The organism is Bifidobacterium sp. W8114, from assembly GCF_016101165.1.
GTDB lineage: Bacteria > Actinomycetota > Actinomycetes > Actinomycetales > Bifidobacteriaceae > Bombiscardovia > Bombiscardovia asteroides.
In genome coordinates this window covers 1-14,297 of record NZ_JACFRA010000007.1, presented here as the reverse complement: position 1 = coordinate 14,297, position 14,297 = coordinate 1, and the positions used below count along the sequence as shown (strand labels likewise).

Below are 14,297 nucleotides of genomic sequence, written 5' to 3'. Positions count from 1 at the left end.
ATGTGCAGGTGGGGTAACGGTATGCTAGTAGGCGCATCAACTCCGTAGGAAAGGGTGAGCGTGGATTTCCAAGTCTGGCCGGAGGCCATCGAGCTCGGGCGCCTCTTCGCTGAGCAGGGATATGAACTGGCGTTGGTAGGGGGTCCTGTACGCGATTTGCTCCTGCACCGGCCCTCCCACGACCTGGACTTCTGCACCTCGGCCAGACCCGAGCAGTTCGAGCCCATCCTGCGCCATTGGGGGTCGGGCTTCTGGGACATGGGGCGCAAATTCGGCACCCTTGGCGCGCTTCGGCGGCGTCCTGACGGCACCCAGGTCAAGGTGGAGGTGACCACCTACCGGCGAGACACCTACGATCCCGACTCCCGCAAGCCCGAGGTGGACTATGGGGACAGCCTTGAGGGCGATCTTTCAAGGCGCGATTTCACTGTCAATGCCATGGCCCTGCGGGTGCCTGACCTGGTCTTCGTGGACCCCTACCGGGGGGCCAACGACCTGGCCAAGCAGGTGTTGCGGACCCCGGTGGATCCCCGCCAGTCTTTCGACGACGACCCTCTGCGGATGATGCGGGCTGTGCGGTTCGTGGCCCAGCTGGGATTCACCATAGCCCCGGAGACCGCAGAGGCCATCACCCGCATGACCGATCGAATCAGCATCGTCTCGGCAGAACGGATTCGCGACGAGCTGACCAAGCTCATGCTGTCCGATCACCCTGTGCAGGGCATCGAGGCCCTGGTGCAGTCCGGCTTGGCTGACATCGTTCTGCCCGAGGTGCCGGCTCTGCAGCTGGAGATAGACGAGCACCACCGGCACAAGGATGTCTTTGAACACACCCTGATGGTGGTGGACCGGGCCATCGCCCTGGAGACCGGACCTGACGGTCCTGTGCCCGCCCCGGACCTTACCCTGCGCCTGGCCGCCCTGCTGCACGACATCGGCAAGCCCGCCACCAGACGCTTTGAGTCCGGTGGCAAGGTCAGCTTCCATCATCATGATGCAGTCGGAGCCCGGCTGGCCCGCAAGCGCTTGAAGGCCTTGCGCTTCGACCGCCACCTGATCGCCGACGTCTGCGACCTGATCTCCATGCACCTGCGTTTCCACGGCTACGTGGATGAGCGGTGGACCGATGCGGCCGTACGCCGCTATGCCCGGGAGACCGGTCCTCTTTATGAACGGCTCAATCGCCTTACCCGGGCCGATGCGACCACTCGCAACAAGCGCAAGGCCCAGGTCTTCTCCTCCGCCATGGATGAGTTGGAGGACAGAGTGGCTCAATTGCGTCGTCAGGAAGATTTGGATGCCATCCGGCCTGACTTGGATGGACGACAGATCATGCAGATTTTGGACCTCAAGCCCGGACCGCAGGTGGGACGTGCCTATCAGCACATGCTGGAATACCGTCTGGATCAGGGCCCGGTCGACCGGCAGACGGCCGAGCAGGAGTTGCGGGACTGGTGGCAGAGCCAGGGCTAGGGCAGGCCTGACCTGCGTTCTGCGTGTTCGGATGCCGCCGAATTATATGTGGAAGATGCTTGCATGGTCATCAGGTGCCAGGCTGGTATTGGCTGTGATTGTTGTGTGGCCCGGGCTGTTGCTTACTCGTGTGAAGTGTTCATGCCGTCTGTCATTCGGGCCTGCTTTTGGCGGCTTTTGGCGGCTATTGCGGCTCCGGCGGTGAGCAGTCCTGTGGCGAGCAAGAGGAGCATGCCGTCGCCTCCGGTCAGGGGCAGGCTGGCCATGGAAAGGTACCGGTAGGTGTTGCCCTTGTCGGTTTCCTGCTGTTTGCCGTCCTGGGTCCAGTCGATGGCCACGGGCACCAGCCCCGGCGTGTAAGGGGGAGTGGTCACCTTCCAGGTGCCGTCGGGGCTGGGCTTGAGATCCTTGCCTGCGGCGAGGCACGTGCCCTGCTCCTGATTCTGGCCGAAGCATACGCTGGTGGTCTGAGGCTCTCCGGGGAAGCTGACCGGGCCTGGTCGGCTGGCCGGCCAGGCGTTGGAGGGGGCACGCCCCAGCTGGCCGTTGCCGTTGTTTCCCCAGGTGTAGAGTTGGCCGTCGGAGCCGATGGCTGCGGAATGATACCATCCCAGGCTGGCTTGTCTCCAGGTGAATCCTTTGGGCGCTCCTTGGGGCTTGCCTACCAGGGTCGGCGTCTGCCGGTCGGTGGTGGTGCCGTCGCCCAGCTGGCCGGTGTAGTTCCACCCCCAGGCGTACAGGTTGCCGTCCGAGCCTATGGCAGCGGAATGAAGGCCTCCCATGCTGAGCTGGCTGAGTCTGATGCCGCGTCGCGCGGGCGGGGTGAGGTGACCTTGGCGCCTCCGGCTATGGGCCCTTGGCTGGGGCTGATGGCCCAATAGCCGTCTCCCTTGGTCCAGTGAGCGGTGAGGGTGGTGCTGCCGGTGACGGGCTGGGTGAAGTCGTAGGCAACGTCGCCTTGGAACCAGCCGTCGAACAGGTATCCGTCCCTGGCGGGGTCGGGGCTGGGCCGACTGGCCTGGCCCCCGTCGGGGACGGTCTGCCTGTCGACGCTGTCGCCGCCTGCCGTGTCGAAGCTGACCATCCAGGCTGCGGAGGATTGGGCCTGGACTGCAGCAGCATCGTCGGCAGCATCGAGTGTGGGTGAGGAGGGCATCGGGGTCGTGTGGCTCAAAGGCGAGGGCGTTGGCAGGGGTGAGGACGTTGACGGGGGGGGGGAGGACGGCGATGCGGCCTGCGGGCTATCATCCCTGTCGGGGTTCTCCAGACCCCCTCCTCCTTGCTGTTTGTCCAGGGTGGTGGGCGTGGCTGTTCCGGATGGGCCGCTGATGCTCCCGGCCAAAGCAGGTGTGCAGGACAGGGCTAGGAGAAAGGCCGGGGCGGCGGCTGCCATGCCCGAACGTTGACGCAAGATGAGTCGATCCCCTTCTTCGCAGAGCCTGCTACAGCATCCCCCGGACATCACACTCAAAACTGTACTAAGAAACTGTATCAAGCGCGCAAACACCCGCCAACCAAGGGTATTACGCTTGCTACCTTATCACGGCGCGCAAACGCCTCCTGTTGGGGGTTCTGCAACAGCCGGGTCCGCGCTCCTGGGCGGGATGCCAGGCCGGCAACATTGCTGCGGTGTCAGGCCTTGGGAGCCTTGGGCAGGTTCTTCATGGAGGAGGGGTCGGCCTGGCAGCCCTTGATGGCTTCGATTCTACGTCCTACGACAGGGGTGCTGTCCTCGTCGTTAAGATCGGTAAAAGTGGCCCCGACGACTACGTCAATCAGATCGTCACTGCGGTCGTCCATGATCAGAATGGCATCATTGAATTGGGATCCCACTGTGTAGCCACGGTCAATGGCCGAAGCTCCGAAACGTATCTCGGTACGGGCTGTCTCGGTCTTGCCCGGATAGTCCGCCACATCCTGCATATTGAATCCCCGATTACGCAGGGCAGAGGCCAGGGCAGTGGCCAAACCTGACTTGTTGGTTCCGTTGAGCACCCGCACACGGATGTCGGGGTGGTTGACCAGCTTGGACTTGTCAGGCGGGCAGGGCACGGCGACACCATAGTTGGGCTTGGTGATGCTGGCATGTTTGGCGGTATGCCCGATGGACTCGAAGATAATCAGACCGCAGATGATAAGGATAACAACCAGAGCGCTGACGACTATGGTGAAAACCATCTTCTGCCGCCGTCGTACGAACTGCCTGCGGGCCTCGCGTTCGTCGAGTGGTTCGGGATTCGTCATGCTGCCTACTCTACTGTCCATGGGTGACTCTCAGGGGGACCATCCTGGGCAGGACTGGCGAGTCAGCCTCGATTATCCTGTCCACGGCATTTTGCTCCCGCCAGAGCCTTATCAATGCGATTGCCTGCTTGGGGTGAGGGGCCATGACCACCACGGAGGGGCCCGATCCAGAGACGAAGGCCGGTCCGATGCCTGCCTGCCGGGCAAGGTCCAGAGCCTGGCGCGAGCGCGGGTGCAGGGTGCAGGCGGTCTCCTGCAGGTCGTTCGGGTCGTTGGGGCCGGGTCCGATCAGATCGAAGGCCTTGTAGACATGGGCTGTGCTCAACTGATCTTCGTAGGCACCGATCAGGAGGTGTCCGGTCAGCCCAGCACGGGACAGCCGCTGGGCCTGCAGGCCATCCGGATCCAGGGGCTCAAGAATTTGGCCGAAACCTGTACCTCTGCTGAGCCCTCCATGCAGGCAGAAGGGCAGGTCCGCGCCCAGCCTGGCGGCGATGCGGTCCAGCTCGGCGGCAGCCATTCCAAGATTCCAGAGCCGGTTCAACCCCAGCATGGTTCCGGCAGCATCCGCGGATCCACCGGCCAGCCCGGCGCCCACAGGTATCCGTTTGAGGATGTGAATAGCCACATCAGGCTGGTGCCCGGTGGCCTGTGCCATGGCCAGAAGGGCCTTGACGGCCAGGTTGGCGCGTGGATCGGCATCCCGGCGGTTCAGGTCGCCCAAGTGGTCGCCCTCCAGGCTCAAGCGGAAGCCGTTGCCGGGTTCTGTCCGACGTAGTTCCACCCGATCCCAGATTCCCACAGCGCTGTAAATGGTGTCCAGGCGGTGTCGCCCTCCAAGTTCGGCTTGGGCCGGACCGACACGAAGCCTCAGATTGATCTTGGCGGGACAGTAGAGGGCAATGCCTTCCCTTCCGGCGGCCGGGCTCAAGCGGCCACCTCGCGGCGGGCTTGCTCCAGGGCCACGAACTCCTCGATGGTCATGGTTTCCCCCCGGCGTGCAGGGTCGATGCCTGCGGCCTGGAAGACTTCAGCGGTCACCAGGCCCTTCAGGGCGGCGTGTAGGGTTTTGCGGCGCTGTCCGAAGGCGGCATCAATCAGGGAGAAGACTCGGGTCCTCGTTCCCTCGTCCGTGCGTCCGGGTCCGTCCTTGTCCCGGGTGAAGGAGACCAGTGCCGAGTCCACGTTGGGGGCTGGCCAGAAGACATGGCGCCCGATCCTGCCCGCCTGGGCGGCATGCCCATACCAGGCCAGCTTCAGACTGGGAGCGCCGTAGACCTTGGAGCCCGGGGTGGCCGTCAGCCTGTCCGCAACCTCCTTCTGGACCATGACCAGGAACCGGCTCAGATTGGCGAACCGGGCCAGGAGGGTCAGAATGATCGGAGTGGCTACGTTGTAGGGCAGATTGGCCACCATGGCCAGGTCGGTGGCTGTGCCCGCGTCGCCTGCCAGCTGAGGGGTAAGTGTCAGAGCATCCCGGTTGATCACAGTCAGCCGGTCCAGGCTCTCCGGCATGCGCTCGCGGACGGTCCGCGGCAGCTGCCGGGCCAGGGCGGGATCGATTTCATCGGCGGTCATCAGACAGCCCGCCTCCAGCAGACCGAGAGTCAGGGATCCCAGACCAGGACCCACCTCCAGAACGGATTGGCCGGATACCACTCCCGACAGACGGACGATCCTGCGGACAGTCCCTGGATCGATGACGAAGTTCTGCCCCAATCGTTTGGTGGGGTGGATGCCGATCTGGTCAGCGAGGCGTCGGATGTCGGCTGCTCCCAGGAGGCGGTCACTCTCGGTTTTAGTGTTCATGTCGGTTCGTTGCTCGTGGATGTGGTTAGGGGATCAGTAGTTATGATGTACGTTCCAGTAGCTCATGGCCGCACTAGGACTGCCGTACCGTTGTGCGATGTAGTAGAGGCCCCAATCAATCTGGACAGCAGCATCGTCACGCCAATTGGCTCCGAATTGCGCCATCTTGAAGCCAGGGTTAGCCTGGGGAATGCCATAGGCGGGTGAACTGGGGTTCTGGGCATACCAGAGCCAGCTTGACTCCTTGTTCCAGAGTGTCACCAGGTCATTGAATTGCGAACCCGTCCATCCGCGCTGGGCTGCTGCACCCCCGGCGTAGACCTGGGCTACACCAGGTTCCGCATGCCAAAGACCGTCACGAGATGGGCTCGGCGCTGGCGACGGGGCTGGTTTGTTCTCGGGCTGAGCTGGAGCCGGTGTGCTTGGTTGTTTCGGCTTGGTTGTCTGCGTCGTCTGCGGAGGCTTGGTCTGTGTTGGCGTAGGGGTCGGTGTCGTTGCCGACTGCGAATCCTGGCTGGGCGAGGGGCTCGGAGAGGGCGTCTTCTGCGTCTGCTGGGAGTCCTTGCCTGTGTCCTCCTTGGACTGCTGCCCGCTGTTCTGTTCCTCTTTCGGCTTGTCGGGACCGACGGCCACCACCTGATCCACCGGCATGGCTACGGTCTCCTCCTTGACCACCTGCTCTGATTCGGCCTGCCCGTCCACGTAGGTGACCTGTATGGTCTGCAGCCGTTGACCGACTACGCCCGCCTGTCGCATTTGGGTCTGACCGGGCGCCAGGCTCGGGTCGACCACGGTCCTGGTAGCGAAGGGTATGGGGATTGTTTTTTGAGTGTTTCCGTGGGTGACCCGTTGGACCCGCAGCACAGTGGTGCCCTGGTCATGCTCCACGCTGACCCGGTCCTCCTTGCCCAGCACGATGCCCTTGGAGTCCAGGATGGATGCTGCTGGAAGCTTGCCGTCAGGGGCTACCGAGGTCTTCCCGTCAGCAATGACAGTGACCGGCCCCGCCTGGTTGATGACCAGACCGCCGGTCAGCTGGTTGTAGATGTTGCCTACATCCACGGTGACCTTCATGGCCTGCCTGCGGTTCTCCTCAAAGAACCCAAGCAGCTGGTCCATGCTGGTGGCCGTGGTCCAGAAGGGCACCCGCTGGCCCTGGATGACGATAGTGGTCTGATAGGCGGAGCGCACAGTGACCGCCGCGTGGTTGTGCAGCTGGCCTCCGGAGGTGGAATCAACCAAGTCGTGGGTCTTGACCTTGATTCCCTGCTGGCGCAGCAGACCGTCCACGCTGTAGGCGTAGGTGGTCACCATCTTGGTCTGCCCATTGACGCTTAGCGCCACGCTCTTGCGCGCAGTAACGCCGAAGGTCAGGATCATTGCCAGAACGACCAGGAGGGCGCAGGAGACCACGCGAATCCTTCTGAGCACGATGAAACGCCGCGGTGTCCAGCGTCTGGCCATGTGCTCGCCTCCCGTTCCTGCCTTGTCCGTACCCGGCAATTCTAACGGCGCGGGCATGGAACGAGGCCGCACAATCCGCAAGGTCGGGCAAATATCCACATTTGTCGCAGAGGGAGTGGCAACAAAAAAGCCGACTTGACCGTCATCGGTCAGTCGGCTTTTCAAGACCCGGGCCCTGGGCCGGCGGATCAACGTCAAGAGGACGGGAATGAAGGGGAATGATCCCGTCCTCGAATACGAACGGAGATGGTTGGGGAAAAGCTCCGTTCGTACTTCGGAGAACGAGCCTCCGAAATGACTTACTCGAGGGAAGTATTTGCAATTATCCAGGTAATGTCCACTATTATAACCTGCCCGGAGACAAAGCCGAACAGTAGGATTTATGGTTCGTTCCTGGCGTAGAGCCTCCTGTCAGAGTCGAACTGACGACCTGCCGCTTACAAGGCGGCTGCTCTGGCCAACTGAGCTAAGGAGGCGGTCCCGGTGGTCCATTACAGCATTCCGGGCCGCGGTACGGAATGATATCGTACCATCACCGTGCCCCCAAGGGGACGCTGGACGCGAAATTTCTCTCGCCGTGCCCAGCTCAGTCCAGTGAGCGCGGATGGCCGGAGGCGCCGATGGCCGGCATGGCTCCCTTGACGCCCACCTTGGACTGGTCCAGACCCAGAGCCTTGAGCAGGCCCGAACTGTAGTCCAAGCCCGCCCGGGACAGGTTGCCCAGCTCCCAGTAATTGCCGTTGATGCGAACCGTGGGCGTGGTCATCTGTCCCTTATTGGAACCGGAGGGATTCCAGAGTTCCTTGCGCAGGGGGGTATAGGCGTCCATGGCCTTGATCCAGTCCCGGTAGTGGTCGTTGAGCGCCTGGTCGGCAACCTTGGGATCAACCCCGGCCTTGATGGCCTGCTGACGGATCTTGTCGTTGCTGACGGGGTGGTAGTCGGATTCGTCCGGTTGGAAGTCCTTGGCGTAGAGGTTGGCGATGAAGGGCAGCAGGTGGTCCGGATCGTGCTGTGCCACGTAGATGGTGGCCGTGCCCGTCCTGGTCGAGTAGTTGTCCGTGGAGAGCCGGTCCATGAAGCTCATGGGGTAGATGACGAGGTTGATTTGGCCGGCATCCACCAGACCGGTCAGTGTGGAGTCCAACCCGCGATGCAGGGCGCCGCAGCCTGGGCACATGAAGTCCATGTAGATCTCCACGGTCGGAGCCTTGGCCACCGGCTTGTTGAGTCCCTGGGAGCTGATCAGAAAGCCGCCCTGGTCATTGGCGGCCGAGGGCTTTTCCTTGACCTTTGCGACGGCCTGACGGGCCTGCCCCAGGTCCTGGGACTTGACCGGGCGATGGCTGCGCCAGTAGAGGAATCCGCCCAGAGCGATCAGGATGATGAGCGCCACGGTGACGATGACGCCGATCGTGGTCTGCTGGCGGCGTTCCTTGGCCTCCTGGAGCCGACGGGCCTCTTCCTGGGCCTTGAGCGCGGCCTTGCGGTTCTGCTTGCCCTTGGACATGACCTGGATCCTTTCCTTGGCGTACTGAGCACAGTGTAGCCGTCAGGGGTGGAGCACGACCTTAGGCACGCAGCAGGTGGATAGGGGCCCAGTCCATGGAGGGCTGGACAATCAGCCCGGCCAGGAGAACGGCCACAATCAGCAGCCAGATCAGGAGCAGAATCCACCTGCGGCGGGGGTTGCCCGGTGCCTCGGGATCCTGGCGGCCCATAGGGATTCGGCCCGCCGCCAGGCGCAGGACCATGTTGCCGCTGTTGGCCTTGGGGGCTGAGCGGTCCTGCGTCGGCAGAGTCGTCAACATCCAGCCGGCAAGCGTCGCCAGGGCCATGGCCAGTCCGCCGGCGGACAGGGGCCTGGCCGCTGGCAGGGGGACGGTCAGAAGGCGCTCGCCCAAGGTCAGACCGACACGAACGGTGGTGAGGGCGCCCGCCCAGGTCAGCGGCAGAGCGACCAGGACTTGAACGAGGATCATGCCCGGCAGACGGAGTAGGGCGGCTGCCAGGCCCTTGAGCAGGTGCCAGGGGAGGGCGGCTGCGTTCAACAGACGATCGGTGCCCCGCCTAGGGCCGTCGCGACGCAGTTCCCGTTCGATTTGGGCTTTTATGCTCCATCCTGCGGTGCTCAGGGCCCAGAGGAGGATTCCGGCGGTGGCCAGTGCGGAGACCGGGGCCAGAGCTGTCAGCAGTGCGGGGAGGATTCCCAGCATTACCAGGCAGGAGGTTCCGGCTTTCAGGTAGCACAGGCGTCGCATCTGGGCGGGGGGTTGGTCTCCCAGCCAGCGGGTGTTCGCCTCGTTGCGGTATCCGCTGGGCAGGGGCTGTGCCGGTGGAAGAGGATCCTGGACGGTGGTGGCTTGAAGATCTTGGCGGTCGGCCAGGGGCTGGCGGTCCTGCCAGGTCTGCGTCTGCTCCTGCTGCTCCTGGGCTGCGGGAAGGGGATTCAAGAGGGTGGTGGGTTGCTCCAAGTCGGGCAGGAGGGTCGTCTGTTCATCGGCTTTGCCGTTTGTCGGAGGCTGTGACCAGGCCGTCCGTGGACTGTCTGGATTAGCCTGCGTAATAGGCGGCATGGGCATGGTGGCCGGCTCAACGACCATGGTGGGCGAGTCGGTCTGCTCCTCAGCCTCCGAAGAGCCGCCGCCAAAAGGGCGCATCGTCTCCTGACTGCCCTTGCCGTTCTGCTGCCCTTCCACGCTCTGGTCGTCTTGCTCCCCTTGCCAGGCCTGCGGATCCATGGCATCCCGGCTGATGGCCTCCAGGAGCTCCTGGGGTGTGCAACGCGCACCTCGGTCGGGGGAGAGGGCCGAGCGCAGGGCTTTCATGGTGCCGATGGGCAGTCCGGACAGGTCAGCATTGCCCGAGGCCTCCCGTTCCAGGACCGCCATCATGGGTTTGTCGCCGAAGACTGCCCGTCCAGTGGCTGCATAGGCCAGAACTGCGGCTGTGCTCCACCAGTCGGTTCCCTGGTCGGCCTCGGCTCCGTCGATGATCTCCGGGGCGATGAAGCCAGGGGTTCCCATGACCAGCCCGGTCCGGGTCACATGGCTCTGCCCTTGGCCCATGGCGATGCCGAAGTCCACCAGCACCGGACCCGAGGCCGAAATCATGACATTGGTGGGTTTGATGTCCCGGTGGACGATGCCCGCCTGGTGGACGGCAGCGACGGCATCGATCAGCTTCCGTGCCAGCCGCTCCAGATCGTCGCCCCGATAGGGGCCATTGACAGCCACGTCGTCGCGAAGGTTGCGCCCCTCGATCAGTTCGGTCACGATGAAGGCCAGGGCATCATCAAGTTCCATATCCACGATCCGGCAGACGCCTGGATGACGGATCCGTTGCAGGGCCAGAGCCTCGCGTCGCAGGCGCTCGCGGGCCGAGGCGCGGTCCCGTTCGTCAGAGTTGTCTGGCGAGGTCTGCTCGTCCTCCTCCAAGGATTCCCGCAGAATCTTCATGGCGTAGTCCTGGCCCCCGCCATCCCGCGCGCGCCAGACGGACCCCATGGCTCCGCCACCAAGGGGCTCAATCAGGGTGTAGCCCCCGACCAGCCGTCCCGGCCTTAGGTCCAAACCCTCAAGATCGCTCATATCTCCATTGTGCCCCGACAGGTTGAAAAGCACCTGATTGCGGTTCCTGCTGTTTCGCCGCGTCCGAGATTGCCGCAAATGGCTAGACAGTCGACGGCATAAAACAGGCGCTGATACAATATTCTCGGCTGGGCAATATGCAAAACAACAGAAAGAAGGGGCTTCATGGAAGCTTCGCGCTTTGAAAAGGGATCCGAGGCCTTGGCAGCTATTGACGGCAAGGGAGGCCAGGCTGTCATCGACTCCCTTCAGGACATAGCGCCGGACCTGGGTCGCTGGATTGTCGAATTCGCTTTTGGCGACATATACACCCGGAAAGGACTCGATCTTCAGCAGCGCGAGTTGGTCACCATAGGGAGTCTGGTGACGCAGGGAGACACGGCTCCACAGCTGGCCGTTCACATCCAGGGAGCCCTGAATGTGGGCCTGAGCAAGCAGGCCGTGGTCGAAGCCATACTCCAATGTGCTCCCTACGTGGGATTCCCCAGGGTCATCAACGCGATCAACGTGGCCAGGACGGTCTTTGAGCGCGATGCCGAAGATTCCGACAAGCCCAAGGACTGAGTCGGCGAGGGTTCGCACGTCGAATTCAGACCCTGGTGTATAGTGGACACTGGCTCAAGGGAGAGTTTCTCTTAACCACAAAATAGAAAACCGTCGCATGGCCATGCCGATGTCGGTGTTGACCCCGGGACGGAACCACAGTGAAAATCAACCCTTCACTACGGATCGTTCGGCACGTACCTGCCGATGAAAGGATGAACAATGGCAGAAGTCGTATTCGACCACGTCACTCGTATCTACCCGGGCAACGATGAGCCCTCGGTCAGTGACCTCAGTCTGGACATCAGAGACGGTGAATTCCTTGTTCTGGTAGGGCCTTCCGGCTGCGGAAAGTCCACCACCCTGCGCATGCTGGCCGGCCTGGAAGAGGTCAACAAGGGCCGTATCATGATCGGCGACAAGGACGTGACGACCATGCAGCCCAAGGACCGCGACATCGCCATGGTCTTCCAGAACTACGCCCTTTACCCTCACATGACCGTGGCCGACAACATGGGCTTCGCCCTGAAGATCGCCGGCACCCCCAAGGACGAGATTCGCCAGCGGGTGGAGAAGGCCGCCGAGGTGCTGGATCTGACCGAGTACCTGGACCGCAAGCCCAAGGCTCTGTCCGGTGGTCAGCGTCAGCGTGTGGCCATGGGACGCGCTATTGTGCGTCAGCCCAAGGTCTTCCTGATGGATGAGCCTCTGTCCAACCTGGACGCCAAGCTGCGTGTCCAGACCCGTACCCAGATCGCGGCCCTGCAGCGTCAGCTCAACGTCACCACCCTGTATGTGACCCACGATCAGACCGAGGCTCTGACCATGGGCGACAGGATTGCCGTCATCAAGCTGGGCGTCCTGCAGCAGGTGGGCGCGCCCACCGAGCTCTACGATCGACCTGAGAATGTCTTCGTGGCCGGCTTCATCGGCTCGCCCTCCATGAACATCAACATCCACCCTGTGGTCAACGGCCAGGCCAAGATCGGCGAGGACACCATCAGCCTGCCGCGCGAGGCCGTCGACAAGCTGACTCCCGAGGACCAGGGCAAGATCGTCGTGGGCTTCCGTCCCGAGAATGCCGGTCTGGCCAGCCCCTCCGATCCGGATGCCTTCTCCCTGAAGGTGGCCAACGTTGAGGATCTGGGTTCCGACGGCTACATCTACGGCAACATTCTGACCGACAACAGCGTGGCTGAGCAGGCCATCGTCATGTCCGACCAGAACAAGCTGACCACCATCCGCGTCAACCCGCGCGACCTGCCCAAGGTTGGCGATGTGGTCAAGATTCACATCGATCCTGAAAAGATGCACCTGTTCTCCCCGGCCAGTGAGCTGCGGCTGAACTGAGCGTTTCTGTGACCCTGTGGTTCGGCCACGGTTTCCCGCCGATCCGCAGGGCCTGTATCAATCATTGATATCATTTCCTTTCCTTTTTGACCGGGTGACCAGAGGCCCCGCGCGGCGCATCCGTGCGGGGCTCTTCCCGTATAGGATGGGCGGCGATGGGATGGATGAAGCATGACTAGCGTGAACATCAACCGGGCGACGGCCTCCTCTCTGGATCCTCGCGCCATGAAAGCCACCTCGATAAAGACCACGGCCGACCCCTCTTCCGAGCAGGAACCGGCTGCCCTGCACATCACGGCTACAAGCTCCAATCCCAGGATGTTCACCCTGCCTTGGGAGCGGCCGCTGGCCACCTGGCCTCGGGATCTGCTGGCCAACCTGCCCAGAGGCATCTCCCGACACGTGGTTCGCTTCGTCCACGTGGGCGACGATGTCTACGCCATGAAGGAGATTACACAGCGGGTGGCTGAGCGTGAGTACGAGCTCCTGCGCAAGCTGCAAAAACTGGAGCTGCCCACGGTCAACCCCATCGCCGTGGTCACAGGACGGCACACCCGTGAGGGCGAGCCTCTTGAGGCCATGCTGGTCACCCAGCACCTGAAGTTCTCACTGCCCTACCGTGCCCTCTTCGCCCGCAATCTGCGCCCGGATACAGCAGAGCGTCTGATCGATGCCCTGGCGGTCCTTCTGGTAAGGCTCCATCTTGCCGGCTTCTACTGGGGCGATGTCTCCCTGTCCAACGTGCTTTTCCTGCGTGATGCCGATGCTTTCTCGGCCTTCCTGGTCGATGCCGAGACCGGTGATTTGCACCCCAGCCTGACGGATGGCCAGCGCGAGTACGACATTGACCTGGCCAGGACCAACATCATCGGCGAGCTCATGGATTTGGATTCCGGCAACCTGCTGGCTGGCGAGGTGGACGAGGTCGGCGTTGGCAACCGGCTGGTGGACCGCTATCACTCCCTCTGGAGCGCTCTGACGGACGTGGACAGCTTCGATCCTGATGAGATGTGGAAGATTGAGCGCCGCGTCAACAGGCTCAACGATCTGGGCTTCGACGTGGACGAGCTGGAGATGAAGACCGAGGAGGACGGCAACCGGGTGTTGGTGCGCCCAAGGGTGGTCGATGCCGGCTATGCCTCCCGCAAGTTGCTCAGGCTGACCGGTCTGGATGTGCAGGAGAATCAGGCCCGGCGGTTGCTCAACGATTTGGATGCCTACCGGGCATCCACCTGGCGTCAGGGCGAGGACCTGGAGATCGTGGCCACCGACTGGATGCGCGAGGTCTTCGAGCCCACCGTGCGCATGATTCCGCCGGAATATCGCTCGCAGATCGAACCGGCCCAGTTCTTCCATGAGGTGCTGACCCACCGCTGGCTGATGGCCGAGAAGGCCGGCCACGATGTGCCCATGGCCGAGGCCGTGCAGAGCTACATCAGCGAGTCCCTGCCCGAGTACCGGCTGGATTCCGAGGACATGAAGACCATCAACGAAGAGGCCGATGCCGGGGTGGTCGACGACGAGATGAATTGGCAGGGCGGCCATGCCCAGGCCGGTCAAGGTGAGCAGGCCGGCCGCGATCGGACTGACAAGGATGCGAATGGCCATGAAGTGGAAGGCCAAGACGCAGCTGGCAGTGGGGTGACTGGCCGAACCAACGCTGGAGGCCAGAACGGAGCAGGCACCCAGACGGACCGTGACCGGGCTGTCAAGGAGGTGTCGTCGCAGCCGGCCTTTGAGGATGCGGGTGGTGGTCGGGGTTCGTTGAGGTCGGTCTATGCTCCTGGCAGTCTGGATGCGGCTGCCGATCAGGATGATCAGGAT

Annotated in this window: 11 protein-coding genes, 1 tRNA gene and 1 pseudogene; 4 read left to right on the top strand and 9 right to left on the bottom strand. The window is 62.9% G+C overall.

Annotated features, from left to right (window positions below):
• Positions 1–60 precede the first annotated feature (60 nt).
• Complete coding sequence (locus tag H3T89_RS08140) at positions 61–1,473, top strand: CCA tRNA nucleotidyltransferase (protein ID WP_198216786.1); 1,413 nt, start codon at positions 61–63, stop codon at positions 1,471–1,473.
• A 122-nt stretch (positions 1,474–1,595) separates the two neighbouring features.
• Here H3T89_RS08140 and H3T89_RS08135 read toward each other — a convergent pair whose 3' ends face one another.
• The 9 genes from H3T89_RS08135 to H3T89_RS08095 all read right to left on the bottom strand — a co-directional run bounded on the left by H3T89_RS08135 (position 1,596) and on the right by H3T89_RS08095 (position 10,580).
• Positions 1,596–2,255, bottom strand: a complete 660-nt coding sequence (locus tag H3T89_RS08135) for a hypothetical protein (protein ID WP_198216784.1) — start codon at positions 2,253–2,255, stop codon at positions 1,596–1,598.
• The gene (locus tag H3T89_RS08130) at positions 2,228–2,884 is read right to left on the bottom strand and encodes an InlB B-repeat-containing protein (RefSeq protein ID WP_198216783.1); all 657 of its coding nucleotides are present in this window, start codon (positions 2,882–2,884) and stop codon (positions 2,228–2,230) included. Before H3T89_RS08130 ends, H3T89_RS08135 begins: the two co-directional genes overlap by 28 nt.
• A 221-nt stretch (positions 2,885–3,105) precedes the next feature.
• The gene (locus H3T89_RS08125; protein WP_015022681.1) at positions 3,106–3,717 is read right to left on the bottom strand and encodes a LytR C-terminal domain-containing protein; all 612 of its coding nucleotides are present in this window, start codon (positions 3,715–3,717) and stop codon (positions 3,106–3,108) included.
• Between the two features lie 10 nt (positions 3,718–3,727).
• Positions 3,728–4,648 (bottom strand): 4-(cytidine 5'-diphospho)-2-C-methyl-D-erythritol kinase, encoded by a 921-nt coding sequence (locus H3T89_RS08120; protein ID WP_198216782.1) that lies wholly within the window; start codon positions 4,646–4,648, stop codon positions 3,728–3,730.
• Positions 4,645–5,526 carry a 16S rRNA (adenine(1518)-N(6)/adenine(1519)-N(6))-dimethyltransferase RsmA gene (gene rsmA / locus H3T89_RS08115; protein WP_198216780.1) on the bottom strand — a complete coding sequence of 294 codons (882 nt, stop codon included), beginning with the start codon at positions 5,524–5,526 and terminating at the stop codon, positions 4,645–4,647. Before rsmA ends, H3T89_RS08120 begins: the two co-directional genes overlap by 4 nt.
• Positions 5,527–5,559: 33 nt before the next feature.
• A complete protein-coding gene (locus H3T89_RS08110; protein ID WP_198216778.1) occupies positions 5,560–6,990 on the bottom strand; it encodes a G5 domain-containing protein in 1,431 nt (476 codons plus the stop codon).
• Between the two features lie 402 nt (positions 6,991–7,392).
• Positions 7,393–7,466, bottom strand: a tRNA-Thr gene (locus H3T89_RS08105).
• A 110-nt stretch (positions 7,467–7,576) separates the two neighbouring features.
• On the bottom strand, positions 7,577–8,500 hold the full coding sequence (locus tag H3T89_RS08100; protein ID WP_198216777.1) for a DsbA family protein: 924 nt from the start codon (positions 8,498–8,500) through the stop codon (positions 7,577–7,579).
• 61 nt (positions 8,501–8,561) lie between these two features.
• Positions 8,562–10,580 (bottom strand): serine/threonine-protein kinase, encoded by a 2,019-nt coding sequence (locus H3T89_RS08095; RefSeq protein ID WP_198216776.1) that lies wholly within the window; start codon positions 10,578–10,580, stop codon positions 8,562–8,564.
• 165 nt (positions 10,581–10,745) lie between these two features.
• Here H3T89_RS08095 and H3T89_RS08090 point away from each other — a divergent pair, with 165 nt between their 5' ends.
• The 3 genes and pseudogenes from H3T89_RS08090 to H3T89_RS08080 all read left to right on the top strand — a co-directional run.
• A complete protein-coding gene (locus tag H3T89_RS08090; RefSeq protein ID WP_154312993.1) occupies positions 10,746–11,144 on the top strand; it encodes a carboxymuconolactone decarboxylase family protein in 399 nt (132 codons plus the stop codon).
• A gap of 201 nt (positions 11,145–11,345) precedes the next feature.
• Positions 11,346–12,473: an ABC transporter ATP-binding protein gene (locus H3T89_RS08085; RefSeq protein WP_015022674.1), complete on the top strand. Its 1,128-nt coding sequence runs from the start codon at positions 11,346–11,348 to the stop codon at positions 12,471–12,473.
• A gap of 171 nt (positions 12,474–12,644) precedes the next feature.
• Positions 12,645–14,006, top strand: a pseudogene (locus tag H3T89_RS08080) (DUF4032 domain-containing protein); the annotation flags it as partial.
• Positions 14,007–14,297: the final 291 nt, after the last annotated feature.

Excerpts from the sequence above, each read along its gene's own strand:
- rsmA (WP_198216780.1), bottom strand. The coding sequence starts at position 5,526 with ATGAACACTAAAACCGAGAGTGACCGCCTCCTGGGAGCAGCCGACATC.
- H3T89_RS08135 (WP_198216784.1), bottom strand. The coding sequence starts at position 2,255 with ATGGGAGGCCTTCATTCCGCTGCCATAGGCTCGGACGGCAACCTGTAC.
- H3T89_RS08100 (WP_198216777.1), bottom strand. The coding sequence starts at position 8,500 with ATGTCCAAGGGCAAGCAGAACCGCAAGGCCGCGCTCAAGGCCCAGGAA.
- H3T89_RS08110 (WP_198216778.1), bottom strand. The coding sequence starts at position 6,990 with ATGGCCAGACGCTGGACACCGCGGCGTTTCATCGTGCTCAGAAGGATT.
- H3T89_RS08090 (WP_154312993.1), top strand. The coding sequence starts at position 10,746 with ATGGAAGCTTCGCGCTTTGAAAAGGGATCCGAGGCCTTGGCAGCTATT.
- H3T89_RS08095 (WP_198216776.1), bottom strand. The coding sequence starts at position 10,580 with ATGAGCGATCTTGAGGGTTTGGACCTAAGGCCGGGACGGCTGGTCGGG.
- H3T89_RS08085 (WP_015022674.1), top strand. The coding sequence starts at position 11,346 with ATGGCAGAAGTCGTATTCGACCACGTCACTCGTATCTACCCGGGCAAC.
- H3T89_RS08125 (WP_015022681.1), bottom strand. The coding sequence starts at position 3,717 with ATGACGAATCCCGAACCACTCGACGAACGCGAGGCCCGCAGGCAGTTC.